Source organism: Planococcus faecalis, assembly GCF_002009235.1.
GTDB classification, from domain to species: Bacteria; Bacillota; Bacilli; order Bacillales_A; family Planococcaceae; genus Planococcus; species Planococcus kocurii.
In genome coordinates, this window is sequence record NZ_CP019401.1 from 1,705,923 (window position 1) to 1,730,838 (window position 24,916).

General features: G+C 40.8%; 22 protein-coding genes. 18 read left to right on the plus strand and 4 right to left on the minus strand.

Annotation, left to right across the window (positions count from 1 at the left end):
• The first annotated feature begins 8 nt into the window (after positions 1-8).
• A complete protein-coding gene (locus AJGP001_RS08510; RefSeq protein WP_071153383.1) occupies positions 9-1,730 on the plus strand; it encodes a helix-turn-helix domain-containing protein in 1,722 nt (573 codons plus the stop codon).
• A gap of 560 nt (positions 1,731-2,290) precedes the next feature.
• On the opposite strand, the gene AJGP001_RS08515 is transcribed toward AJGP001_RS08510, so the two are convergent.
• Together AJGP001_RS08515 and AJGP001_RS08520 are read right to left on the minus strand one after the other, a co-directional pair.
• Complete coding sequence (locus AJGP001_RS08515; protein ID WP_071153382.1) at positions 2,291-3,382, minus strand: FAD-dependent oxidoreductase; 1,092 nt, start codon at positions 3,380-3,382, stop codon at positions 2,291-2,293.
• A gap of 16 nt (positions 3,383-3,398) precedes the next feature.
• Positions 3,399-3,980 carry a CDP-alcohol phosphatidyltransferase family protein gene (locus AJGP001_RS08520; protein WP_071153381.1) on the minus strand — a complete coding sequence of 194 codons (582 nt, stop codon included), beginning with the start codon at positions 3,978-3,980 and terminating at the stop codon, positions 3,399-3,401.
• 191 nt (positions 3,981-4,171) lie between these two features.
• On the opposite strand from AJGP001_RS08520, the gene AJGP001_RS08525 reads away from it, so the two are divergent.
• From AJGP001_RS08525 to AJGP001_RS08565, 9 genes are all read left to right on the plus strand, one after another.
• Positions 4,172-6,055 carry an FAD-dependent oxidoreductase gene (locus tag AJGP001_RS08525; RefSeq protein WP_078080394.1) on the plus strand — a complete coding sequence of 628 codons (1,884 nt, stop codon included), beginning with the start codon at positions 4,172-4,174 and terminating at the stop codon, positions 6,053-6,055.
• Positions 6,052-6,711 carry a TVP38/TMEM64 family protein gene (locus tag AJGP001_RS08530; RefSeq protein ID WP_071153380.1) on the plus strand — a complete coding sequence of 220 codons (660 nt, stop codon included), beginning with the start codon at positions 6,052-6,054 and terminating at the stop codon, positions 6,709-6,711. Before AJGP001_RS08525 ends, AJGP001_RS08530 begins: the two co-directional genes overlap by 4 nt.
• Positions 6,712-6,747: 36 nt before the next feature.
• Positions 6,748-7,995: an ABC transporter substrate-binding protein gene (locus AJGP001_RS08535; protein ID WP_078080395.1), complete on the plus strand. Its 1,248-nt coding sequence runs from the start codon at positions 6,748-6,750 to the stop codon at positions 7,993-7,995.
• On the plus strand, positions 7,979-8,863 hold the full coding sequence (locus AJGP001_RS08540; RefSeq protein ID WP_078080396.1) for an ABC transporter permease: 885 nt from the start codon (positions 7,979-7,981) through the stop codon (positions 8,861-8,863). Before AJGP001_RS08535 ends, AJGP001_RS08540 begins: the two co-directional genes overlap by 17 nt.
• Entirely contained in the window at positions 8,863-9,678 is an 816-nt protein-coding gene (locus AJGP001_RS08545; RefSeq protein WP_078080397.1) for an ABC transporter permease, read from the plus strand. Before AJGP001_RS08540 ends, AJGP001_RS08545 begins: the two co-directional genes overlap by 1 nt.
• A gap of 12 nt (positions 9,679-9,690) precedes the next feature.
• Entirely contained in the window at positions 9,691-10,767 is a 1,077-nt protein-coding gene (locus AJGP001_RS08550) for an ABC transporter ATP-binding protein (protein WP_078080398.1), read from the plus strand.
• A 333-nt stretch (positions 10,768-11,100) separates the two neighbouring features.
• The gene (locus AJGP001_RS08555) at positions 11,101-11,448 is read left to right on the plus strand and encodes an ArsR/SmtB family transcription factor (protein ID WP_058385378.1); all 348 of its coding nucleotides are present in this window, start codon (positions 11,101-11,103) and stop codon (positions 11,446-11,448) included.
• Positions 11,449-11,501: 53 nt separating this feature from the next.
• Entirely contained in the window at positions 11,502-11,918 is a 417-nt protein-coding gene (gene arsC / locus AJGP001_RS08560) for an arsenate reductase (thioredoxin) (RefSeq protein WP_078080399.1), read from the plus strand.
• A 161-nt stretch (positions 11,919-12,079) separates the two neighbouring features.
• Positions 12,080-13,675 (plus strand): long-chain-fatty-acid--CoA ligase, encoded by a 1,596-nt coding sequence (locus AJGP001_RS08565; RefSeq protein ID WP_078080400.1) that lies wholly within the window; start codon positions 12,080-12,082, stop codon positions 13,673-13,675.
• A gap of 249 nt (positions 13,676-13,924) precedes the next feature.
• Here the strand turns inward: AJGP001_RS08565 and AJGP001_RS17700 are convergent, their stop codons facing one another.
• Both AJGP001_RS17700 and AJGP001_RS17705 read right to left on the minus strand, forming a co-directional pair.
• Positions 13,925-14,131 (minus strand): DUF1572 family protein, encoded by a 207-nt coding sequence (locus AJGP001_RS17700; protein ID WP_078080401.1) that lies wholly within the window; start codon positions 14,129-14,131, stop codon positions 13,925-13,927.
• A complete protein-coding gene (locus tag AJGP001_RS17705) occupies positions 14,103-14,267 on the minus strand; it encodes a DUF1572 family protein (protein WP_078080402.1) in 165 nt (54 codons plus the stop codon). Before AJGP001_RS17705 ends, AJGP001_RS17700 begins: the two co-directional genes overlap by 29 nt.
• Before the next feature lie 838 nt (positions 14,268-15,105).
• Between AJGP001_RS17705 and AJGP001_RS08580 the strand changes: the two genes are divergently transcribed.
• The 8 genes from AJGP001_RS08580 to AJGP001_RS08620 all read left to right on the plus strand — a co-directional run bounded on the left by AJGP001_RS08580 (position 15,106) and on the right by AJGP001_RS08620 (position 24,874).
• Entirely contained in the window at positions 15,106-15,354 is a 249-nt protein-coding gene (locus AJGP001_RS08580; protein ID WP_078080403.1) for a hypothetical protein, read from the plus strand.
• Positions 15,347-16,741 carry an AMP-binding protein gene (locus AJGP001_RS08585; protein ID WP_078080404.1) on the plus strand — a complete coding sequence of 465 codons (1,395 nt, stop codon included), beginning with the start codon at positions 15,347-15,349 and terminating at the stop codon, positions 16,739-16,741. The genes AJGP001_RS08580 and AJGP001_RS08585 overlap by 8 nt, the downstream gene beginning before the upstream one ends.
• 144 nt (positions 16,742-16,885) lie before the next feature.
• A complete protein-coding gene (locus tag AJGP001_RS08590) occupies positions 16,886-18,337 on the plus strand; it encodes an MBOAT family O-acyltransferase (protein ID WP_071153884.1) in 1,452 nt (483 codons plus the stop codon).
• Between the two features lie 60 nt (positions 18,338-18,397).
• Positions 18,398-19,324: a hypothetical protein gene (locus AJGP001_RS08595; protein ID WP_245830266.1), complete on the plus strand. Its 927-nt coding sequence runs from the start codon at positions 18,398-18,400 to the stop codon at positions 19,322-19,324.
• A 228-nt stretch (positions 19,325-19,552) separates the two neighbouring features.
• Positions 19,553-20,470 (plus strand): DMT family transporter, encoded by a 918-nt coding sequence (locus AJGP001_RS08600; protein WP_071153885.1) that lies wholly within the window; start codon positions 19,553-19,555, stop codon positions 20,468-20,470.
• Between the two features lie 174 nt (positions 20,471-20,644).
• On the plus strand, positions 20,645-21,406 hold the full coding sequence (locus AJGP001_RS08605; protein WP_078080405.1) for a kanamycin nucleotidyltransferase C-terminal domain-containing protein: 762 nt from the start codon (positions 20,645-20,647) through the stop codon (positions 21,404-21,406).
• A gap of 452 nt (positions 21,407-21,858) precedes the next feature.
• A complete protein-coding gene (locus AJGP001_RS08615; protein ID WP_078080406.1) occupies positions 21,859-23,067 on the plus strand; it encodes a Bcr/CflA family efflux MFS transporter in 1,209 nt (402 codons plus the stop codon).
• Between the two features lie 205 nt (positions 23,068-23,272).
• Positions 23,273-24,874, plus strand: coding sequence for a pyruvate oxidase (locus tag AJGP001_RS08620; RefSeq protein ID WP_071153886.1), 1,602 nt, complete (start codon positions 23,273-23,275; stop codon positions 24,872-24,874).
• Positions 24,875-24,916 lie beyond the last annotated feature (42 nt).

A 24,916-nucleotide genomic window follows, 5' to 3' on the forward strand; every position in this document is an offset into this window, starting at 1 on the left:
GGATTGCTATGAACCAGATACCTGAAAAAAACTTTTCTCCTTCCCAGATGGAAGCGCTTATTAAAGTGGCGGAAGCAGTTAATTCTACATTAAATATGAATGAATTGTTTCAATTAACTCTAAAAGAAGCGATCAAAGCAATTCCGGATGCTGATGGAGGCGTGCTCTTTTTGTACGATGAAAGCATACAGAAACTTGTCTGTTTATCATATGTCAATTTCACAAGTGATGTAGAAGGTATTTGCTTAGATTCACATGAATCGTTTACTGGAAAATGTTTTTCTACGCGAGAACCCGTTTTAATCACTTCTGCTTCTCAACTTGCAGGCGGAACGAAATCAATGAGTGATCAAAATAAAGCACTGCTTGCAACTTCAATTGCTCAACATACAGGTCCTTATGCTTACCGGGCTATGTGTGTTCCTTTAATTACAGAAAATGATGCGTGCATCGGTGTCATTACGCTGAATGGGTTTGCAGAACATGGAACTTTTACAGAAAAAGATTTACGTTTACTTCAGGCAATTGCAGGTCAAGCAGCCATTGCACTTGCCAAAGCTCGTCTGCACGAAGATGTAAAAAAGAAAAATGAACAATTCGAGCAAATTATCCAGTATCAGCAAAAACTTCTCATAAAAATGAGTGATGGTGTCGGTTTGATGCAAATGCTCGAACAATTAGCAGATCAAATTCAGAAACCTTTATCAATATTGACAATTTATGGTGAAGATTTGCAAATGGGAGACCAAGAAAAACACACTCATAAACATGAATTCCTCATACAAAGTGGACGTTTCTTGTTGGGCAAATTGCTAGTAGCTACCAAACAGAATGAACAGCTTTCCGATTCAGACGTGTACTTTATTCAGCAAAGTATTCTGTATCTCACTCTCGAAATTAACCGGAACGCTGCACTCCGTGAAGTGGAACACCGCTTTAAATCTGAATTAATGGAAGACCTTTTAAAAGGAATGTTAAGTGATACGTTTATCAAAAGAGCTAAAGATTTAGGGTTAGATACGCGTTTCCGATTTTTGCCAGTCGCTGCAGAAGCCGTAATGGAAGAGGATAGTAACACACTTGCAGCACTTATGGCTAGAAGAGAAATCGCTCATTTGTTTCAGATGGAAGTAAACCAACGTTTTCCAGGAAGTTTAATCGTTTCAAAAGAGCAGTCTTTTATTTTTTTGTTGTCAATCAAGGACAAAGCCACAAAACATGACTTATTGGAAAAAGTTAAGCGCATGGCAAAAGATTTGCAAGTGGCTATTTCGCATCAACAGCTAGATGCTACTGTCAAGTTGGCTGTTGGACCGTGCGTTTCGCAAATCGATCGTTTGCCGGATTCCATAGAAGACTCTTTGAAAGTATTAACGTTTATGCGCTCTTCTCGAGTTAAAGATAAAGTAATGGACAACCAATCACTTGGTTTCGAGCGACTTCTCGTATCTAATAAAGACAAGGATATTGAAGCATTTATTATTTCGACATTGGGACCGGTCATCGACTATGATCGGAAAAAAAGTGCAGAGCTTTTAAAAACGCTAATAGCCTATACACAATTTATTCAATTTCCAGGTCAAGCAGCAAAAGAATTGCATATTCATTTGAATACGCTGCATTATCGATTAAAAAGGATTTCAGAACTATTAAATACAGATTTACAAAACCCCGATGAGTTATTAAATATCCAGCTTGCCTGTAAGCTTTTGAGAAATTCTAAGACTTAGTAAGCAGTAGTACTGCCATCATTCAAACTATTTCTTGACTAGCATTATTTTTGATAAAAACTTGACGGTATCCAATTTAACGAATGTAAGAAGAGTGGAGAAGATGGAGAACTAAATAGATTTTAGACTGGCAACCATAGCAGACTTGGAGTCTATAGTAAAAATGTTGGCTGTTGATACTTTAGGGTATTAAAGAGAACGAGATGAATCATCACTTTCAGCTAGGCCATATTTAATATATCAAAGGGTCCAAAAAGCTAAGTTAAAGTTCAACGGCAGTTGTTATGCAGGTGGACAGAGTGAGGGGTGTTTTCTAGAGGGAAAATTATTAGCAATATCTTTTGGACGGTGGAATGGTAGTGAATGAGCTAAAAAATCGATGGAATAGATTGTGGATGCAAATGATACTGTCAAGAAAGCATCAAGAGAAAAAAGAAATTAGCTAACTAATCGAAAAAAGAGCCAAACACAAACGGATTCGGCCCGGTTGTTCTTTTCTCTTTTTTTCGCTTCTATTTTTAAAATTATAAATGTTGTTGAATTATTTGAAATAGAAAAGATTATTCATAAAGATCCTTAAAGCGCCTCATAAACTTTCGGTCGATGCGCTGCTTGAGCTTCCAAGGGATTTTGCCATGTAGCAGTTGCTTACCATAAGAAAGAAATGCTTCGCCTTCGCCTGTCGATAAGATTGCGATGAATTTTTTTTGTGGATGAAATGGCAACAGCTGGTCTTTGGAGAAGTGGTTAGTTAAGTTCTTCCAAAGAATCGGACCTTGCCGAACAGCGTATACCCCATTTTTCGCAAGCGTCGGATAGCGGGCGATTGTGATGCAATCCCCGGCACCAAAAATATCGGGGTACAGAACGCTTTGCAACGCCTCATTGACTAATAGAAATCCACTGGTATCTGTGGGTAATCCGGAAGTGCGGAACAAAGCTGCACTTTTGGGTCCTGTCAGCCAAAGAACGGCTGATTGGGGATGCTGTTGATTTGTGCTGGTGGTAACACGGGTGTCATCAATCGATTTAATTGACACGCCTGAGAAAAAAGACAACGCTTTTTGTGTAGCGATCGCTTCAATTTTTTTCGAAGCCCGTTTGCCTTGTCCAATCAACAAAGCAGTTGAACTAAACAAGGCGATGTTTGCCGGTAAATGTTCTTGCTTTCTCCACGCAAGAACAGAAAAGGCCAATTCAACACCAGAAGCCCCTCCTCCAACAATCACGGGGTGAGCAGCATTGCGCACGTGTTTGAGTTGTTCTGGGAACCGGTAGTTGGGTTTAATCGATAAGGCGTGTTCTGATATAGACTCTGGGACATCTGTTTGGGATCCAATATCAAACGATACTGCGTCATACGAATAGATCGCATCGTCTGCACCAGTTAAGGTTTTCGCTTTTGGATCAATCGAGATAATGGCATCTTCTACAAACAAAGCACCAATTTTTTCACACAGCTTTTTCAAATCAATTCGAATATCATCTAGGCTGTAAACACCTTCTGCGTAACCTGAGAACATGCCAGAATAATACTGATAAGAAGAAGCAGAAATCAACAAGACGCGCCAACTTTTCGAATGATCATTATTTAGCTGTTCTAGACAATGCAAATGTGCATGGCCGCCTCCTACTAAGATCAGAGTTTTCATATCATTTCACTTCTCCCTATTTCAAAATCCGCCTAGCTTCAGCCATGCGTTGACCTATCGTAACAAGCTGCACCGCGAAAAAAATCAGGGCAATCGGTGTTAAGTATGTTGAAAAAACAATCATTAGGGTAAAGAGTATAAAGCCTTCTGTTCTTTCAGCTAGTCCTGCCTGGTAATAGAATGATTTCATTCCTTCTTTATCTGCCAATGCACCAACTGTCAGAAAAACAGTCATGGCGACAATAATAGAGGCACTCAGCAACAACAATGCCCACATGGAATCGGGAAAGCGGAAGGCAAGCCCTAAAATGACACTGATTTCTACGAGACGATCAAAGCTTATGTCGAGCAATGTCCCCCAGGCAGACGGCTTGGTTTTTCTGGCCATCGTGCCATCGACTACATCCAAATAACCAGAAAACCACAAAACAACAACTGCCCAAAATGGCTGGTCTAAATAAATAAAAAGGCCTGAAGACATGCCCACAATAAAGGCGATTTTTGTTACACCATCCGCAGTGAAACCCAATTTAAGTAATAAATCTGCCGTCTTTTCAACAGTCGGCTGAACGTGTTTCCGTGCGTGCGTATCCAGCATCAAATGCACCTTCTTATTTTCAAGATAGTTTCAGTATATAATACAGAGCCGTTTCTAACCCGTAATTCCACTCGGATTTGAAAGGAACTGGATTTAAGACTAAGTATAAAGGACCGAGGGAAATTAAGAGTAAGTTTTAAGTATTTATTGTTAAGATAGAATTAATTCAGAAAAGAAAGGGAATGATATTGATGGTTAAAAATTATGATATCGCAATAATTGGAGCTGGCGCAGCTGGACTAACGGCCGCATTTACAGCAGCGGGGTTCTCAAAAAGCGTTGTGCTAATCGATAAAAATCTACCGGGCGGAGAATGTACTTGGTCGGGGTGTATTCCGAGTAAGTCATTAATCAATATCGCAAAAGAAGTTCATCACGCCAAGAAGTACACGCCAAGTCTTCAAGTGGATACTTCAGTCGTGTTAACAGACATTCAAGAAGTTATCCAAAAAGTTTATGCTGGTGAATCTCCGGAAGTATTGCAGCAATCGGGCATAGACTTTATGAATAGCTACGCCAAATTTGTTGGACCGCATACATTGGAGGTAGACGGTGAACGGATCGAAGCAAAGAAAATCATCTTGTCTACAGGGTCATCACCAATGGTGCCACCAATAGACGGATTGGACAACGTGTCTTATTTAACGAATGAAACCATTTTCACACAGAAATCGTTCCCGAAAACGATGACTATTCTTGGTGGTGGAGCGATCGGAGTTGAACTGAGTCAAGCGTTAAACCGAATAGGTGTTAAGGTAACGCTTGTTGAAAAATTCGAACGGATTTTGCCGAAAGACGAAGAAGAATTAGTATTGATGATTCAGCAGCGTTTAATTGATGAAGGTGTCATCATTCATACAGGTGCGACTGCTGTGCGAGCTGAGCAAAAAGACGACATTATCGACTTGAAAATCGAAAAAAATGGCAGCGAACTGACGGTTTCTGGTGAAGGACTGCTTGTTGCGCTTGGTCGTCAGGCAAACGTTAAAGGATACGGTCTGGAAACAGCAGGCGTTGAGTTTGATTCCAAAAAAATTCAAGTAGATGATCATTTAGAGACAACAACTAAAGGGATTTATGCGATTGGGGATGTTGTGGGTCCTTATCAATTATCCCATATGGCAAACGCACAAGGGATCACCGCTACTCAAAATGCCATTTTGCCGATTAACCGAAAAATGGATTACGAGCATGTGACTTGGTGTACATACACAGATCCTGAACTCGGCAGATCTGGTTTATCTGAAGAAGAAGCGCGTGAAAAATACGGCGATTCAATTCGCGTTTATGAACACCAGTATGCGGATTTAGACCGTGCCAATACGAAAAAAGATAGCATTGGCAAAGTGAAAATTATTTTGGATAAAAAAGGCTATATTTTGGGCGCGAGTATTTTGGGGGACCGTGCAGGTGAAATCATTAGCCAAATCCAAACCATTAAAACCTTGAAAATTAATATGGGCAAATTATCAGGAGTTATCCATCCGTACCCAACTTATAGTGAAGTATTGGTGAAAATCGGCAAGAAAGTTTATGTAGATAATTTATTGAACCAACCCCTCGTTAAAACTTTTAATAAAGCTAAAGATGGGGAATTATCAGTCGAAAAAATGGCCATGTATGGTACTGCGGCTGTAGCAGGAATTGGCCTAGCGAACATCGCCATTCAAAACAATGTTAAACCGAAACTCGGCGTAGAAAACGGTCGCTTAAAAGAAATGCCTTCATCGCCCAATGCTGTGTCATCACAAACTACTGCTAAAGACAAGTATGTCCCAGCATGGCCTTACAACGGCAGTAAAAATGATGCTAAAAAAAGTTTGATCGGTATGCTAAAAGGTTATGAAGGTGCAAAAATTCGACAAAATGATGAAAATTACGTTTACGTTGTTGTTACGTCTAAAGCGCTTAAATTTAAAGATGATATTGAATTCTTCTTTAACGATGCTACTCAGCGAATTGAGTTCCGATCTGCTTCACGTGTAGGCTACTCAGATTGGGGCGTCAACCGAAAACGGTACGATGATATGAGAAATCGCTACTATAGCATCTCGACCCATCGCCTTAACTCATGAGTAAGAGTAGAGCGTTACAAATAGCTAAGTGGCTACTGATTGCTGTTGCAGTGGGACTGGTGATTTGGCTTAGCCGTTCTGTATTTCAAGTAGATGCCAATGACCTCCGTAAATGGATCCTGTCATTTGGATTGTGGTCACCAGTGATCTATATCTTAATCTATACAGTTCGACCATTGATCTTTTTTCCGGCATCGATCTTGTCAATCGCCGGCGGCTTAGCCTTTGGCGCCTGGCTGGGAACGCTTTATACCATTATCGGCGCGACACTCGGCGCGATGCTGTCATTTTATGTTGCCAAAACACTAGGCAACAAGCTAGTTCGCAAAACTTGGACTGGAAACGTTAGAAAAATTCAATCTCAAATGGAACAAAATGGCTTTTTTTACGTGTTGCTATTTCGTTTTATTCCAGTCATTAATTTTGATTTGATTAGCTATGTTGCCGCATTTGCAAAGGTTCGTTTCACTTCCTTTGCTCTGGCTACTTTTATTGGTATCATTCCGGGCACTTTCGCTTACAATTTTTTAGGAAGTAGTTTTGTTAGCGGAAACCCGAAAATTATCATTCTCGCCGTTGTCGTTTTTGTTATTATGACAGTGGTGCCGATTACGTTGCGAAATCGCTGGAACAAAAAACAGCTACTCGATAAGTAACCACAAATTCATCAACGGATTTAGGAAGTGAAAATCATGAAGAACTACTTAGTGGTGACCTCTAGCCTACTCGCTCTGTCTTTAGCTGCATGTGCTCAACAAGATCCAACTAGTAATGCAGAAGACGCGGATAACTTACTGGTAGACGACTGGCAACAAGTTTCGGAACTGGCCGCTGGACAAAAAGTCAACATTTACATGTGGGGAGGTAGCGAAAACATCAATCGCTACCTTGACGAGTGGGTCGCTCCTCGTTTGAAAAAAGACCATAATGTTGAGTTGAATCGTGTACCGATGAGTGATTCACAGGACATCATCAATCAGTTGCTTGATGAAAAATCAGCCGCTAAAACCGCAGGTAGTATGGACATTATTTGGATCAATGGCGAAAACTTTAAAACCGCTAAAGACAACGATTTGTTGTGGCAAGAATTTAGTGGGCAATTGCCGAATTTTAATGATTATGTCGACCAAAATGCACCTGATATTGCCAGTGATTTTGGTGAACCTGTAGAGGGATTAGAAGCACCGTGGGGCAAAGCACAATTTGTTTTTGTTCACGATAAAAATAAGTCGGAAAATCCTCCGAAATCGATGGAAGAACTGGCCCAGTGGGTAGAAGCTAATCCCGGACAGTTTACGTATCCTGCGTTACCTGACTTCACAGGAAGTGCATTCGTCCGTCACGTGTTATACGAAACGACTGGCGGATATGAGCAATACCAAAAACCTGCTGCCGATATTGATGATTTAGCTACTCAATTAGAGCCAATGTGGGATTACTTAAACGCGCTTGAGCCGTATTTGTGGCGTGAAGGCGAAACGTATCCAGAAAGTTTAGTCAAACAAGATCAATTGTTTGCAACTGGCGAAATCGGGATGACGATGAGTTACGATCCGATACTTGCTGCGAGCGAAGTATTGAAGGGGCGTTTTCCTGAATCGACACGAACATTCGTGTTAGACGCAGGCACACTTGCTAATACACATTTTCTATCCATTCCATTTAATTCTTCTGCAAAAGCAGGGGCTATGGTCGCCATCAATGAAATGATGTCACCTGAAGCTCAAACTGCTAAATTGGCTCCTGAAAACTGGGGCAATTTAACAGCACTCGACTTAGATAAATTGTCTGCTGAGCAGCAACAAGCCATGAACGATGTCGAGTTAGGTGCGGCAACATTGTCACTTGATGAGTTGGAAGAACATCAAATACCAGAACTGTCAGCGGATTATATCGAAATTATCGAAAAAGGATGGATGGAAAATGTGGCAAAAGAATAAACCCTATCTTTTGTTGCTGCCAGCCATCAGTGTCATTGTCCTCCTTTTTTTTGGAGGACTTTTTGACGGCTTGTTGAAAAGCTTCGGCTATTTTCCTGCAATCGGAGAAACGCGCTTTACACTGACCGCCTATACTGCGTTGCTGCGGTCGTCTGAGTTTTGGGAATCACTTGAATTGACGCTACGTGTTGCTACGCTGTCTTCACTTTTAGCTGCAATATTAGGTGCTGGCATTGCCATTTCTTTATTCATGTTGAATAAATCAGCGAATTCTGGTGGTACGCAAATTTGGCACCGTCTGTTTCAATTGCCGTTAACGATTCCGCATCTCGTGGGTGGTTATATTATCGTGTTGTTGTTTATGCAAAGTGGCTTTATTTCGAGGATTTTTGCGAATCTTGGCATGATTGATGCCATAACAGAATTCCCGGTGCTGGTAAACGATTCGTTTGGCTGGGGCATCATTTTGACTTATGCATGGAAAGAAGCGCCTTTTGTGTCATTACTGATTTATCCAGTGCTGTCGCGTATTCACAGGTCTTGGCGCGACGTTGCTCGTGTTTTCGGAGCAAGCAACTGGAATTTTATTCGTGAAATTGTCCTGCCGGTTATCTTGCCAGCGTGGACTATTGCAACGTTTATCGTCTTTGTTTTCACCTTTTCGGCATTTGAAATACCATTTTTACTAGGCGTTACATATCCTACTGTGTTGCCGGTGTATTCGTATCAACTTTATACCAGCGGCACATTAGCTGATCGACCAGAAGCGCTTGCCGTCAACATCGTGTTAGCTGTGTTAACCGTTTTACTCGGACTGGTCGTTTATTATTTCAGTAAACGCTGGAATGTTTTAAAGGGGTGGGATTGATGAAAAAGCCCTGCTCGTTAATGAAGCCTATTGCATATAGTCTATTGTTCATTTTTATCGTTCTGCCTTTTGTTCCTTTACTATTATCGAGTGTTTCTTTCGGATGGCAGTGGCCCGCTATTGTGCCAGAATCAGTTAATCTTCGCGCGTGGGAATATGTGGTTAATGGGAATTCTGGTACTTGGCAAGCGGTCGGCGTTAGTCTAGTGATTGCGTTTATCGTCACAGCTGTGAATGTTCTGTTGGCAGTTCCTGCAGCAAATGCATTGGTGCGTTATCCGCTCCGCGGCAAGTGGCTCTTCGAAGCAATTATTTTTGCGCCGATTGTGATTCCACCTTTTGTCGCCGTGATGGGCATTCATTTGACGTTTTTGCAGCTCGGATTGACTGAGACTATTTTGGGGGTCGTGTTAGCGCATATTGCACCGACTTTACCGTACATGGTGCGCGCGATTATGATCAGCTATCATACCTTATCAACCGACTGGGAAGATCAAGCGCGAATGCTGGGTGCGGGAGCTGTTTCTCGCTTTACTTTTGTGGTGATTCCTCATTTATTGCCAGGCATTGCGGCAGGGGCGAGCTTGAGTATCTTGATTTCACTCAGTCAATACTTAATCACGTTCATTATCGGTTCAGGGCAAGTCGTAACCTTGCCCATTCTATTATTTCCGTTTATAAGCGGAGGTGACCCAGCTGTTGCATCTGCGTATTCCTTACTGTTCGCAGGAGTCGCCATTTTGACGCTGTTCGGTATGGACCTAGCCTTAAAGCGCTATTATCAAAACAAGAAAAATACTGCAGGGAAAATTTAAAGGAGTGTAACGATGGGGGATTTGCACATTGTAAATATCGAAAAGCATTACACATACAGTCATCAGAAAAGTGAGTCGGTCTTTTCCCTGCAACCCATTCAACTGACAATCCATGAGGGGGAATTCTTTTCGTTACTGGGTCCTTCCGGTTGTGGCAAGACGACGCTGTTAAAGTTAGTAGCGGGGTTATTGCCTGCAGATAACGGGGAGATTTGGATAGGAGATAACAATTTAACGACCGTTCCATCAGAAGCACGAAAGTTTGCCATGGTGTTTCAACAATCGTTGTTGTTTCCTCATATGACCGTAGAAGACAATGTGGCGTTCGGTTTAAAAATGCAAAAAGTTGGTAAAAAGATTCGGTTAGACCAGGCACGAAACATGTTAGCGCATGTCGGCTTAGCCGGTTATGGCAGTCGTTTTCCGAACGAACTTAGCGGTGGCCAGCAACAGCGAGTGGCATTAGCGAGAGCTCTTGTAGCTAATCCTCACGTGTTGTTAATGGATGAGCCGTTTAGTGCGTTAGATCCGAGCCTGCGAGAAGAAATGAGAGAATTGCTCCTGCAGATTCAGCAACAATTCCGAGTGACGGTATTGTTTGTGACGCATGACCGGGAAGAAGCTTTCTATTTATCCGATCGAATTGGTGTTATGAGCGAGGGAACTTTGCTTCAAGTGGGCAAAGCCAAGGACTTGTATGAACATCCTGAAAACGCAAAAGTCGCTTTGTTTTTAGGATTAAAAAATATCATTGAAGGCAAAATTTCAGATGGACGTTTTTATTCAACTGCCTATAATGGAATCGAATTCTCTGTGAATAGTACGGAAGTAGGCCCATGTTTTTTGATTCTGCGTCCAGAAGTACTGCAACTTGCAACAAAAAACATTCACTTGGCCTCAGACGCCATTCAGTTTACTGGGAAGGTCGATGGGCTTAGATTTAATCATGGGTTTTATTCAGCTACTATACAAGTAGGTGATTATTTAGTAGACTGTGCAGTCTCAAGTCAACAAGCTGACACAATAGCGGTTGGTGATGCGGTTGAATTTTTTGTGAATAATGAAGACTTGTGGTTTGTGAAGGAGTAATATAATATTCAAGATATGCGAGTCTGTATGAGTGTTGAATTTTTATTTTTTGAATAAAATATATCATTCAAAAGTTATTCACTCATTCGCCGGTTGCCTATTATGAATATATATATATATATATAATAATTAGTCATTCATATTTTATTCATTCACTCATAATTTACATGAGGAATGTTATTTTATTATTCATAATTTAACACTTTGCGTGCCTGAAACTTTGAGTTGATCGCTATGGAGTCTGAAACCCATTGTTAATCTGAAGAACACGTTTATAAGCTTTGACTTATATAACGAAATTGTAATACACTAATTACAAAGGAGTGGGTTTTAGTGGAGACGTTAGCAAAACAAACGGCTGCTGAGGTCACAGCCTGCTTGAAGGCTGTCAGTGATCCAACACGCCTCATGATGATGAAATTGATGGAGACGAATGAATATTGTGTCTGTCAGTTTGTTGAGATGTTTGGTATGAGCCAGCCGGCCATTAGTCAGCATTTACGCAAGCTAAAACAAGTAGGACTGGTAAAAGAAAGTAGAAGAGGACAGTGGCGATTTTCTTCTATGAATCATGAATCAGTTCATGCTTCTTTACTGCTAAGTATAGTAAGTCACATCGGGGATACTGATGTGCGCCTTCAAGATTTACGTGCTAAAGAAAAACCAGTAGATTGCTGTTAAATAAGCACAAATTGGATGAATTCGCGATATTTTGTCGCAAAGGAGAACTGACTGTGAAAAAAACCATTTACTTTTTATGTACCGGAAATTCTTGCCGAAGCCAAATGGCTGAAGGCTGGGCAAAACAACATTTAGCAGCAGAGTGGGATGTTTACAGCGCTGGAATTGAAGCGCATGGGTTGAATCCGAATGCTGTGAAAGCAATGGATGAAGTGGCAATAGATATTTCCACTCAAACATCAGATGTTATTGACGAAGATTTACTCCATCGTGCGGATTTTATCGTAACTTTATGTGGTGATGCAGCGGATAAATGTCCGGTGACGCCTAGTCATATTCGACGCGAACATTGGGGCTTTGAAGACCCAGCAAAAGCACAAGGAACAGAAGAAGAAAAGTGGGCTGTGTTCCAAACGGTTCGTGACGCTATTGGAACACGTATCGAATCATTTGCGAAAACGGGCATTTAATAAAAGTACTTTTACCAAAACCACAAGCAGATCAAAAGCTTGTGGTTTTTCATTACTCCGAAATATCGAACGATTCCAAAAACTGTATTGACACAGTTCAAGGGGCTATTTATACTTGCTATATAACAGTTCAGCTATCTTCACACGAGAGGGGTTCTATTATGCTGGCAACGTTAACACCACTTGATTGGAAACGACGTGCAGTCAAATACTATCCGGAGAAAGTTGCGGTAATTGACGGCGACAAGAAGTTTACATACAAAGAGTTTGGCAAACGAGTAGATCAACTCTCTATCGCGTTACATCATGCAGGGATTGGCAATAAAGACCACGTAGCGGTTATGCTGCCGAATAATCACGCGATGCTTGAATGCTTTTATGGCATTACGCCACTCGGAGCGGTTATTGTGCCACTCAATTACCGGTTATCGACAAAAGATTTAACGTATATTTTAAAACATAGTGACGCAAAAATGCTGATTGTCGATGCTGAGTTTGGCAAAATGCTCGAAGACGTGCAAGACGAGCTACCGATTGAAAAATATATTGTTGTCGCTGTAGACGGAATCGAGTCATCCATTAAAGGGGAAGATTACGAAGCGTTTATCAGCAATGTAGCAGAGGGTGCAAAAGTGCCTTACGTTGAGTTAGATGAAAACCAAATGCTGTCGTTAAATTATACGAGTGGGACAACTTCTAGCCCTAAAGGCGTAATGCAAACGCATCGTACCAATTACATGAATGCCGCAAACTTTTTGCATCATTTGGAGATTAAATTTGATGATGTGTATTTGCATACCTTGCCCATGTTTCATACAAACGGTTGGGGCGGTGTTTGGGCCATTACTGCAGCGGGAGCGACGCATGTGTGCTTACGAAAAGTAGACCCACCGCTAATTTTAGATTTATTTGAAAGTCATGGCATTACGTCACTTTGCGGGGCGCCTACTGTAGTCAATATGCTCGTCAATGAGCCTAAAGCAAAAGAACTGCAGTTAAGGCACTCGATCCGCATGGGAACTGCGGGCGCACCACCTGCAGCGGCGTTAATTGCCAAAGCACAAAGCATTCTGGGATTGAATATGATGCATGTATACGGCTTAACAGAAACGTCACCGTTTATTTTGTACTGTGAATGGAAAAATGAATTCAACGATTTAGACGCTGAACAACAAGCATCTATAAAAGCGCGCCAAGGAATTGAACTCGCTTTTAACGGAGAAACCAAAGTGGTTAACCAAGAAGATGGGGAGGAAGTGGCATGGAACGGCAAAGAACTGGGTGAAATCGTCACGCGGGGCAACGTCGTGATGGCCGGCTATTACAAAGATCCTGAAAAAACAGCAGAAGCAATTCGCGATGGCTGGTTTTACACAGGCGATTTGGCGGTGACGCATCCAGATGGCTTTATCGAAATTCAAGATCGCATGAAAGACATGATCATTTCTGGTGGCGAAAACATTTCCTCTACAGAAATTGAAGGTGTTTTGTATAAGCATCCGGCCATTGCTGAAGTGGCTGTGATTGCTGTGCCGGATGAAAAATGGGGAGAAGTGCCAAAAGCTATTGTTGTGCTATATCAAGGAGCACAAGCGACCGAACAAGAAATTCTGGATTATACGCGTGAACACATGTCACGTTTCAAAGTGCCAAAATCTGTAGACTTTGTTGAAGCGTTACCTAAAACTGCAACCGGCAAACTGCAGAAGTTCCAGTTACGAGAAATATATTGGGGTCGTGGAAAAAAAGTAAATTAACGTTAAAAACCGGCTATTCATGAATAGCCGGTTTTTGTAATTCATCATGGTGATAAAACGGCTCCAAAGATTAAGGTGAACACCAAACTAATAACAGTTGATATCACCCAGTAATTTCTGTCGCGAATATTGAGTAAAAGAAATCCTACGATAAAATTAATGAGTAACATAGCGATAAACACAACAACAATGATAAGCGGTACATATAACATCAAGAGCTCCTCCGATCGTTTTATTGGCTATGTTAAATTAAGAATGGTGTTTCTTGAACTCTGACTGTAAATACGTTTCCGATTCACCACGAATGGTGATACTTTTTAATGAATCCCGGCTTTCTAAACTTCTCAATGTAGTCCAGCCTTTTCCCCAAACGATGATCAATTCTTGTATGGAGAGAATGTCATCTACAAATTCCTGATTACGATTTCTAGAAGATTCTAAATACCATGTTTCCATTTACATGCTTGACGATAATTCCTACGCTATTAGAAGCCTCGTTTAAACTCCAGTGTATATCCGTCTGAGATAATTGATTGATGGTTCGATCCCCCAGATCCTTAACACTTTGACACCTCTCTTGAATCACCTTCACCTAGTCTTTTCCGAGTTCCATACGTACACACTCCTTCATTTTTATAAATGCCGAGTTGTAAAAAAGTGTTTTGCATACATATATATCGCATTTGATCATGAAAAAGAAGAGCGGAAGAGTAAAACCTACAAAAATCCCAATTATTCTTTCGCTCCTTCCATTTTCCGTCTTCATTATTGAAGTGTTTTATCGTCCAGAATCTATTACGGCACTTGTATGGTCTTCTATAGAAACTAAATATCCATCATTATATCTAATCCCGCCGTGAGACAAGTTGTTGCTTTCGTGATAGTTAATTACGATAAAATCTTTTGCGTAATGAAAGGCAGCCATTTCATTTGCTTTATGTTCGCTATACACATAAACTGCACCCACGATTATTCCAATAATCAAAAGAGAGATGAAAATACGGTTATGATTTTTTTTATGAAATTCGCTCCTAACTTTCATTATATGTTAAAAATGTAAAGGCATGTGACATTTACTGTTCTGCTTAGAATAACTGAACGGTCGGATTTTTTCCTGATTCTAACAAGAAAGATTCCTATTTTTTGACGCCATCCTAAATCGGGTGATTTACAGTACCCAATCCATGGTTATTAGAGGCAAATTTCGATACATTAAAGACGCACAATTCAGTTATAAAGATAAAAAACCCACCTGTTATTACGATATTGACTTTTCTCTTCATATATTTATAATTGATTATGAGAATCATTTTCAATAAGATTATTGAAAGATACTTCCTAGGAAGAGTTAAAGGGAGTAACAGTTTATAAAAGCCAACGTTCCGCTAAAGCAGGCGCTAGTGGACATAACTATTGAAAGGGTGTAAATGATGAAAAATATCGAAAAATATAGAAGTGCATTTATGGATGCGTTGGAATTGGAAGAAGACCAGGTAAGTGAAGAGTTAGCATTAGGAAAAACAAGAGAATGGGATTCACTTGGACATATGATTCTGATTTCAACGATGGAAGAGGTTTTTGAAGTGTCAATAGATGCTGAATGGATGACAGAATTCGATTCGTATAAGGCAGGACAAAAGCTTTTGAATCGTTTAGGAGTAGACTTTGTAAATGAATAGGTTCCAAAAGCTTGAGGAGTTTGGCAACCGCACCGCTATCTATGCAGAGCGACAATACTCATACGCTGAAATGGTAGAGGTTGCTGACGCTATTTGCAGTCATGTAGGTGAAAGAACGCTTGTTTTTTGTTTATCTTCAAATAACAAAGAGTCTTTATTTGGCTACGTGGGCTTTATGAGAGGTTATGTTGTCCCTGTCTTGTTAGATGCATCTATCCAGGTAGAGCGGTTGCAAAAGCTAATCGAGCTTTATAAACCTGCGTACATTTGGGCGAGTAGTGAAAATCAAGAGCTCTTAAATACACTGGAACAATCTTTTGTGTTTGGAAATTACACGTTATTCAAATGTTCGATAGCTATTCAACATGATTTTGATGAACATCTTGCGCTCCTTTTAACGACCTCAGGAAGTACTGGCAGCCCCAAGTTTGTACGCTTAAGTCATGAAAATATCTTCAAAAACGCTGAATCGATCGTGAAGTACCTTGATATTAAGGCAGAAGATAAACCGATCACCACACTTCCTATGAATTACTCTTATGGCCTGTCGATCATCAACAGTCACTTCATTAGTGGAGCGACCATAATTGTCACGGATGCATCGATCATGAAAAAAGAGTTTTGGGAAGTATGCAAAGAGCAGGGAGCCACAACTTTTGGAGGCGTTCCTTTTGTCTATGAGATGCTCGATCGGCTGAAGTTTGAAGAGATGGATCTTCCAAGTTTGAAAAAACTAACGCAAGCAGGCGGTAAATTAAGTCCAGAGCTATTCGCTAAATTTTCAGATGTGTGTAGTCAAAAAGGGATTCAATTTTTTACTATGTACGGGCAAACAGAAGCAACGGCACGAATGAGCTATTTACCGGTCGAAAAAAACCTGGTTAAAGCCGGAAGCATTGGAATCGCCATACCAGGTGGCGAACTGATGCTGCAAGATGACAATGGCCACAACATTACAGCGCATCATGAGATCGGCGAATTGGTATACAAAGGAGCCAACGTTTCTTTAGGTTATGCCGAGTCGTTAGTCGATTTATCGAAAAAAGATGAGAATCATGGGGTATTGCACACAGGGGATTTGGCTTACTATGATCAAGACCGCTATTTCTATATCACAGGTCGAATCAAACGAATGATTAAAGTCGCCGGAAGTCGCATCAGCTTAGATGAAGTTGAAAGACTTTTAACTGAGCATGGTCATGACTGTGTCTGCGCGGGGACAGATGACCAACTGATCGTTTACACGTTAAAAGAAGATCAGCTTCACATTAAAAAAAAAATTAAGGAAAAATTAAACTTAAGGGGCGTTAAGATTATCAGAATTGAGGAATTCCCACGTACCCCTTTTGGGAAGATCCTTTATTCCGAGTTACTTACATCTAAATAATTTATGATCACCTTAACCCGTAACAGGAGATGTATCAGATGTGACAAAACCTTATCTACTGAAAGCTGAAATTGAGTGTAGTTAAAGTACTTGTTTATCTTGTTTTATGTAAAATCTTAAGTTTATTTTTGATCAGGTGATTAGATGACTTTTATATCGATTGAGTTTTTGTTATTTTTTACAGGTATCGTTTTTACGTATTATTTAATTCCGCACAAGTGGAGATGGATTCTATTACTAGCCGCAAGTTACAGTTTTTACGCTACGCTGAGTGGCTACTTTATCGTCTTACTACTGATCAGCACTTTATTTACTTATTTCACGGGAATAGTCATCGAAAAACAGGAAACCAAACAACAGAAGAAAAGAGCCATGCTGGTTGGTATTTGCGTATTGCTGTTTTTTCTCGGCTGGTTTAAATATTTTAATTTTGTAAATGACTCTATTCGAGCCATTTCAACCTATATGAATTGGAATTACGCCATACCCTATCAAGAAATTATCCTGCCATTAGCCATTTCTTTTTATACTTTTCAAGCAGTGAGTTATCTTGTAGATATCTCCAGAGGCAAGCAAAAAGCTGAAAGACATTATGGCTATTTCTCCATCTATTTTGCCTTTTTCCCACAACTCGTTGCGGGACCTATTGAACGTGCGAAGAAATTGCTTCCTCAATTCAAAATTGAACAAACCTTAACCTATGACAATATAAGCTACGGGATGAAGCGAATCGCTTGGGGATTTTTTAAGAAAACCTTAATTGCAGATCGACTCGCTCCAATTGTTGCGAGTGTTTACGATAGTCCCGACCCAACCGGTTCTCAAATTGTTTTAGCAACAATTCTATTCTCGGTTCAATTATACGCTGATTTTTCAGCACTCAGTGACATTGCCATTGGTTGCGCACGAATGCTCGGGATTAGACTTACTGAAAACTTTAAGCAACCGCATTTTGCTACGTCAATCGGAGATTTTTGGAATAGATGGCATATCACGCTTTCGACATGGCTTAGAGACTATATCTTTATGCCTTTATGTAAAGGAAAAAAGAAAAGAAGCGAAATTTATGTAGCTATCATCATTACATTTTTAATAAGTGGCGTTTGGCACGGAGCGGCTTGGACATTTGTGCTATGGGGATTGATTCACGGGTTTTACCGCGCTTTTGGAGATCACACAAAACATTTTCGTGGGAAGGTGGCGACATTTGTCTACTTAGATCAAAGCCCGTCGTTGCATAAATGGATGAAAATTCTTACCACTTTTTTACTCGTGTGTTTTTCGCGCGTTTTCTTCCGTTCAACTTCCGTTTCAGCTGCTTTTGAAAATGCACGTCATTTCTTATCGCCAAGTTCGTGGAATCCTTCGGGAATCATTGCGGCGTTTGAGATGTTTTCACTTCTCGACTTAGTAATTTTCAGCTTCTTCTTTATCGTGATGCAACTGTTTCATTATATCGAAAGAAACAATACCTCAACGTGGAACTGGCTATCGCAACGCCCGGCAGTTGCTCGTTTTGCCGTGTATGTATTAATCGTTGTATCAGTTCTGGTGTTCGGTGCTACAGGTCAAGGATTTGTTTATGGTGGGTTTTAATCATAAACAAACGGACTCATGTGCGTGCCAGACTATCAGTTTAGTAAAAAGAGGACAAGATTGAAAGGATTTGCCATGGGCCGTTTATTCATTAAGTTAACTAGTATCATCACTGTGGCTTTACTGCTGTTTATACCAGTCAATAACTTTGTCAAGCAGTCTCGGAGTTACAACATCAACGAGGACATCTTGACGTTTAAGAAAGATCCTTATCCCGTTGACGTCATCAATTTAGGTGCCTCTCATTCCATGTATGGTTATTATTTTAAGCCAACGGGTTTGGCTCATTTGGATTTAGCTCTTCCTGGTCAGGCGCTCGAATACGATTTTAAATTATTGAAAGAGTATGGTGAGTATTTGAAATCGGATGGAGTTGTCATAGTATCCATTTCTCAAATGACGTTCATAAATAGTGAGAACGAGGATGTAGACGAAGGACGTTATTATGAAATTTTAGATCGTACGCAAATTGAATCGTTTCGATTGTTGGATTATTATAAATACATGTATTTTCCAGGTACAAATAGTGACAATTTTACTTCTGCGCTCTCAAGCAAATGGAAAGGCCTTAAATGGACTTCTCATCAATCTTGGGCAAATAATGGGCAAAATTATGCGGAAAGAAAAACCGAATACGTAGAAGAGCAATATAGAAAAGCAATGGAACATAATTACATGGAACAAAACCTAGAGCGGCTAAAAGAAATAATAGATTATTGTCAAGAGCAAGGCTACGAAGTCATTCTAACTATGGAGCCCGTACACAAGACGTACCAAGAACATTTCGATGAAGAAGTCATGAATCGACTTGTTTTTCAGTACCTAAACAAACTTGAAACAGATGTCCCATTTTTAAATTATATGAACGATGAACGTTTCACAGACAACAAAGCGTATTTTATTGATTCCGACCATTTGAATAGTGAAGGAAGAAAAAAATATTCTTGGATTGTTTACGAAGAGCTCAAGCGTTTAGGGTATTTCTGAGCTATTTATTAAAAAACAGCACCTCCATTGGTAGACACAACTACAATGGAGGTGCTGTTTTTATATGGAGAAATTGATGGTTAAAGCCACGATACCTTCTAGTCAGAACTATTTAATGCTAAAAAGGTATCTGACTAGAACAAAAAAATGTATTTTCATCCAAATATGGCTTTGATGAGGTAACAAGTCCTATGGTAGTATAAATAGATTATAAGTAGGAGGGATAGGGTGGAAAATAAATCAGCGTGGCTACTTATTGCAATCGGTGCTTCACTATGGGGTGTTATCGGGGTTTTTGTCACTTACCTTTATGAAGTAGGGTTTACGCCACTTGAAGTTGTCGCTGTGCGCGTATTAACGGCATCAATCTTCATGGTTCCTTATGTTTTGATGAAAAATCGGAAGTTGTTCAAAATAAAGGTGAAGGATTCTAGGTATTTCATAGGTACCGGTATTATTAGTATTGTTCTCTTTAATTGGTGTTTGTTTAGTTCAATGAAAGAGTCTTCCATTTCGGTTGCCTTTATTTTGCTGTATACAGCACCGGCGTTCGTGACGATTTTATCGCGCATCTTCTTTAAAGAAGCATTAACCACTCGCAAACTCACAGCCCTTCTCATTACGTTAGTAGGATGCTCGCTTGTCATTGGAATCTTTTCTAATTCTACCGCATCCATTTCACTTTATGGATTAATCCTCGGACTCGGATCAGGATTTTTCTATGCGCTTTACAGCATATTCGGAAAAGCAGCCTTATCAAAATATGACTCGTTAACCGTTACGGTATACACGTTTCTCTTCGCGACCGTGGCAATTGTCCCTTTTAGTGGATTAGGTGCAAAAATAACTCTTCTGATGGACGTAAAAGTGCTTGGACTGGTAATTGGACTTGGCTTTCTTTCGACCATGTTGCCATTTATTTTTTATACAAAAGGTCTTCAATATGTCGAGTCAAGCCGCGCCTCTATTATCGCAACGATTGAACCTGTCGTTGCTTCGGTCGTAGGGTTCTTTATCTTTAATGAAACGTTATCAACGTGGCAATACGTAGGGATGGTTATGGTGATCAGCTCGGTCATTATTGTACAGGAATCAAAAAAACAAAAAGCCAATCGTCCCCAGCAATTTGACCAAGCTGGCGTGTGATTTGGTTAAACAACCTCTTTACTACTCAATAGGAGGATATGATAAAGTTTATCATGGTCACAAACCGTTTGGAGCGGAATCGAAAATTAAAGATCACTTTAACTTGTGAATGGCGGGGGAAAAATTTTGACTGTTTGAAAGTAGAAAGAGATTTTATGTAAGGAGGTAGTTGTTTTGTTAACGTATCCTGTTTCTACTACTCGAAGTGAAAAGTTAGAAATGATCGCTGTATTAAAAGACCGGTTGTTGGCAGCTTACGGGGAGCAGCTACTAGCCATCGGAGTATACGGCTCTATCGCGTTAGAAACAGAAGGACCGTATTCAGATATTGAAATGCATGTGGTGACAAAAGAGTATCATTCGATAGAAGATCTTGAATTTGTTTACGACAAGTTCAAAATCGAAATAGGTTTTCATGACAAGCAGGCGTTTTTTGAGAAAGCCAAAAAGATTGATGATGCTTGGGCGATCAAAGCAGGAGCGTTTATCCATGTTTTACCTGTATACGATCCTACAAACCTGTTTGAACAAGTGAAATGCTTGCCTTTTGAAGGGTTGAGCTCATCTGCTCACCGTGTAATGAAAGAATTCATGGTGGGGGAGCCATATGAGACCATGGCAAAAATTCGTAATAGTTACCATAGCGGCAACCACAACTACATCCCACTTGGCGCAAACGATTTGGTATGGGAAACAGCCAAGTTAATCGGTCTTGCAAATCATACATACTACAGTACAAGAGCAAAAACTTATGAAGAGTCCGTACGGATGAAGTCGGTGCCTACTGGTTACCGAGAACTCGTGCAGTTCGTTATGAATGGACAGTTGACGGATACGGAAACCGTTTACCAGCTTTGTGAAAGTTTATGGACAGGGTTAAATAGATGGATGGAGTCATTAGGCTTAAATTATCGACTCACTAAACTTCCATTTTAGTTTTAAGCAGGAAATGAATTTTGATAATAAGTATTTCAAAACGGAGGAACTTATAAAGTGGATAGCAATTGCTAAATTACAGGAGTACCGTATATATCCACAAGGGATTCGGTTACCGATCCAGCAGTTTGCAGAGAATCAGAAAAATGTTGTGTATTTAGGGGATATAAACTAAACGAAAAAGAAAGTATGGGTTTTTATTAAAAATGTAGTTATCTACTTAAGGATATTCTATTAAATTCACAACATAGCAACTAAAGAACTACTCAAGTGACTGAACAAAAGTGCAATCAATACACAAAGACCGCAGTTCAACTGGAACTGCGGTCTTTGAATTTTAGAAAAAAATAGATGGAAACAGTAAGTATCTTCTACGTAGCTACTGCCATCTTGTGAAAAAATGCTGTATAGTAATGAAGGATATAGAGAGAAGTGAAAGGGGTTTTCAAAAGATGATGCAAAACCCAACAGGAAGAAAACGGCTCGGGCTGGCATTGATTTTAAGCATGCTCGGCATATTAGCGCCATTGAACATTGATATGTACTTACCAGCGTTTCCAGCGATTGCAGATGAACTAGATGCGCACGTGTCATTAGTTCAACTTAGTTTGACTGCGTGTTTAATTGGACTCGCGGCTGGGCAAATCGTCGTTGGGCCTTTTAGTGACGCGGTAGGAAGACGAAAGCCACTCATTGTTTCCGTCATTTTGTTTGCACTCGCCTCCGTACTCTGTGCCCTTGCTCCGAACATTGAAACATTGGTTGCGGCTCGTTTTGTTCAAGGATTTACTGCATCGGGTGGTGTGGTGTTATCGAGAGCGGTCGTGAGCGATGTGTTTACAGGACGAGAAATGACCAAGTTTTTTGCGTTATTGATGGTGATTAATGCAGTTGCTCCTATGGCTGCTCCTATTGCAGGGGGTGCCATTTTGGCGTTGCCGTTTGCTGGCTGGGAAACAATATTTTATTTCCTTGGTTTACTAGGTGTAATCATGGTGATTGTGGTGATTTTGCGCTTACCGGAAACTTTGCCGCCTGAACAACGCGTGCCAAGTTCCATCGGTCATTCGGTTCGGACAATGGCCAGTTTGTTTAAGGAACGTCCCTTTATTGGCTACGCGCTTGTGGTCGGACTAATTCACGGGGGAAGCTTCGCCTATGTTGCCGGGACGCCTTTTGTCTACCAAGAAATTTACGGTGTGTCGCCTCAAACGTTTAGTGTGTTGTTTGGCATTAACGGTATTGCTATGATTCTGGGCAGTTTCATTATCGGAAAGTTTGGTGGCAATGTTTCTGAGCACCGTTTGCTGCAAGGAGCTGTCGTGGTCGCCGTGAGTGCTACGTTTGTGCTGCTGATGATGACACTCATCCAAGGGCCACTCGCAACACTTGTGATTTCCATTTTTATTTACATGATTGCGATTGGCATGATCTTTACGAGTTCGTTTACGCTGGCGATGAAAGGACAAGGACACCGAGCAGGGAGTGCAAGTGCCGTTGTGGGCATGTTGCCTTTAGTTATTGGGTCGCTTGTGTCACCGCTCGTTGGAATCAATGAAACCTCTGCGGTTCCAATGGGCGCTATTTTATTTGGAACGTCTGTACTCGGAACGATTGCCTTTTTCTTTTTAACTGGACATCGACAGCAAGTCAAACAATAATGAGAAACAAGAGCAGAGGAAAGTTAATCTCGCTCTTGTTTTTTAATTTTCATAAATAACATGAGTATTCAAATATCTTGGGTGTTAATTGGAAAACTCTTTTGTTGAACCTCGCAATTAAAGAGTCTTTTTTGTTTAACGTTTCCTAACTCGAGGTATAAGGAACAAAAAAGCTTGTGTCAACAGTAGAGAGCGAGGGATATTCATGTTTGACAAAACAGCTGGGAGTTATGTCACCGAGTTGCTGAAAGAGTGGAAAGTAAATCACATTTACGGGATGCCCGGAGACTCGATCAATGAATTGATGGTAGAATTGCGAAAAGAAGAAAGCATCCGTTTTATCCAAGTTCGGCACGAAGAAACCGGTGCATTAGCAGCTGCCGCTCTTTCCAAATTGACAGGAAACATCGGTGTTTGCTTGTCTATTGCAGGTCCCGGAGCGGTTCATCTGTTAAATGGGCTATACGATGCGCAAAAAGACAAAACACCCATGCTAGCTATCATTGGACAGGTCGATAGCAAGTTGGTCGGAACAGATACGTTTCAAGAGCTTAAAATGGAATCTCTGTTTGAGGAAGTTGCTGTTTATAATCGGTCTGTTCAGCATGCAGAACAACTACCGGCTATGCTTAATCAAGCGATTCGTACTGCCTATGCTGAAAAAGGACCTGCAGTGCTGATTGTTTCAGGTGATTTGTTTAGTACAAAAATCAAACATGAAAAACCACTTACGTCCGCTATTTTTTCTAGACCGAATATACGAGCTTCTGAAGAAGACTTGCAAGACGCATTAAAATTGCTAAATGCTGCGAAAAAACCCGTGATATTGGCTGGTAAAGGGGCAAAAGGGGCAAAAGCGGAAGTATTGGCATTGGCAGAAAAGCTGAAAGCGCCATTAATTGCTTCTTTTCCAGCGAAAGGCATTATTCCGGACGACCACCCACATAATCTCGGTCAATTGGGAAAGTTAGGGACTGATCCGGCTGAACAGGCTATGCAAGAAACAGACTTACTGATCCTAGCAGGTACTGCTTTTCCATACCGAGATTATTTGCCTGCGGATGTAGCTGCTATTCAAATTGATACAGATCCGAAAGTAATCGGCAAGTATTATCCGGTGTTGCTTGGACTAGTGAGTGAACTCGCAGCAACTGCTACTTGGTTGACTGCCAGACTAACGGAAAAAGAAGATGCCTTCCTTTTAACGTACCAGCAAAAGCGTGAACGGTGGCATGACACGTTGCAACAAGACATGAATACAGAAACTCACCAATTGCAGCCGCAGCAAGTTATAGCGGAGGTACAACGCATTTTACAAGAGGACGCCATTGTCTCACTCGATGTTGGCAGTATTACGTTGTGGGCGGCACGCTATTTGCAACTAAACAATCAACAACTCGTGGTGTCGGCGTGGCTCGGGACGATGGGGTGCGGCCTTCCGGGTGCCATTGCAGGGAAGCTGGCGTATCCCGACAAGCAAGTTGTGGCTTTACTCGGGGATGGCGGATTTCCAATGGGCATGCAAGACTTCGTCACGGCAGTTAAATACGACTTGCCGATGATTCTCGTTGTTTTTAATAACCAAAAACTCCAATTGATTGAACACGAACAACAAGAAATGGGCAACAAATCAACCCAAGTAGATTTAGCAAATATCGACTTTGCCGCCTTTGCTCATGCTTGTGGCGGAGAAGGGTATACCGCTAAAAACCGTGATGAGCTGAGACAAGCGTTGACAAAAGCGAAAGGTAGTCGGAAACCGGTGATTATCGACGTGTTTGTAGAAGACAGCACACCACCTTCTTAAATTCAAAATAAAAAAGCGGACGATTATCTTCGTCCACTTTTT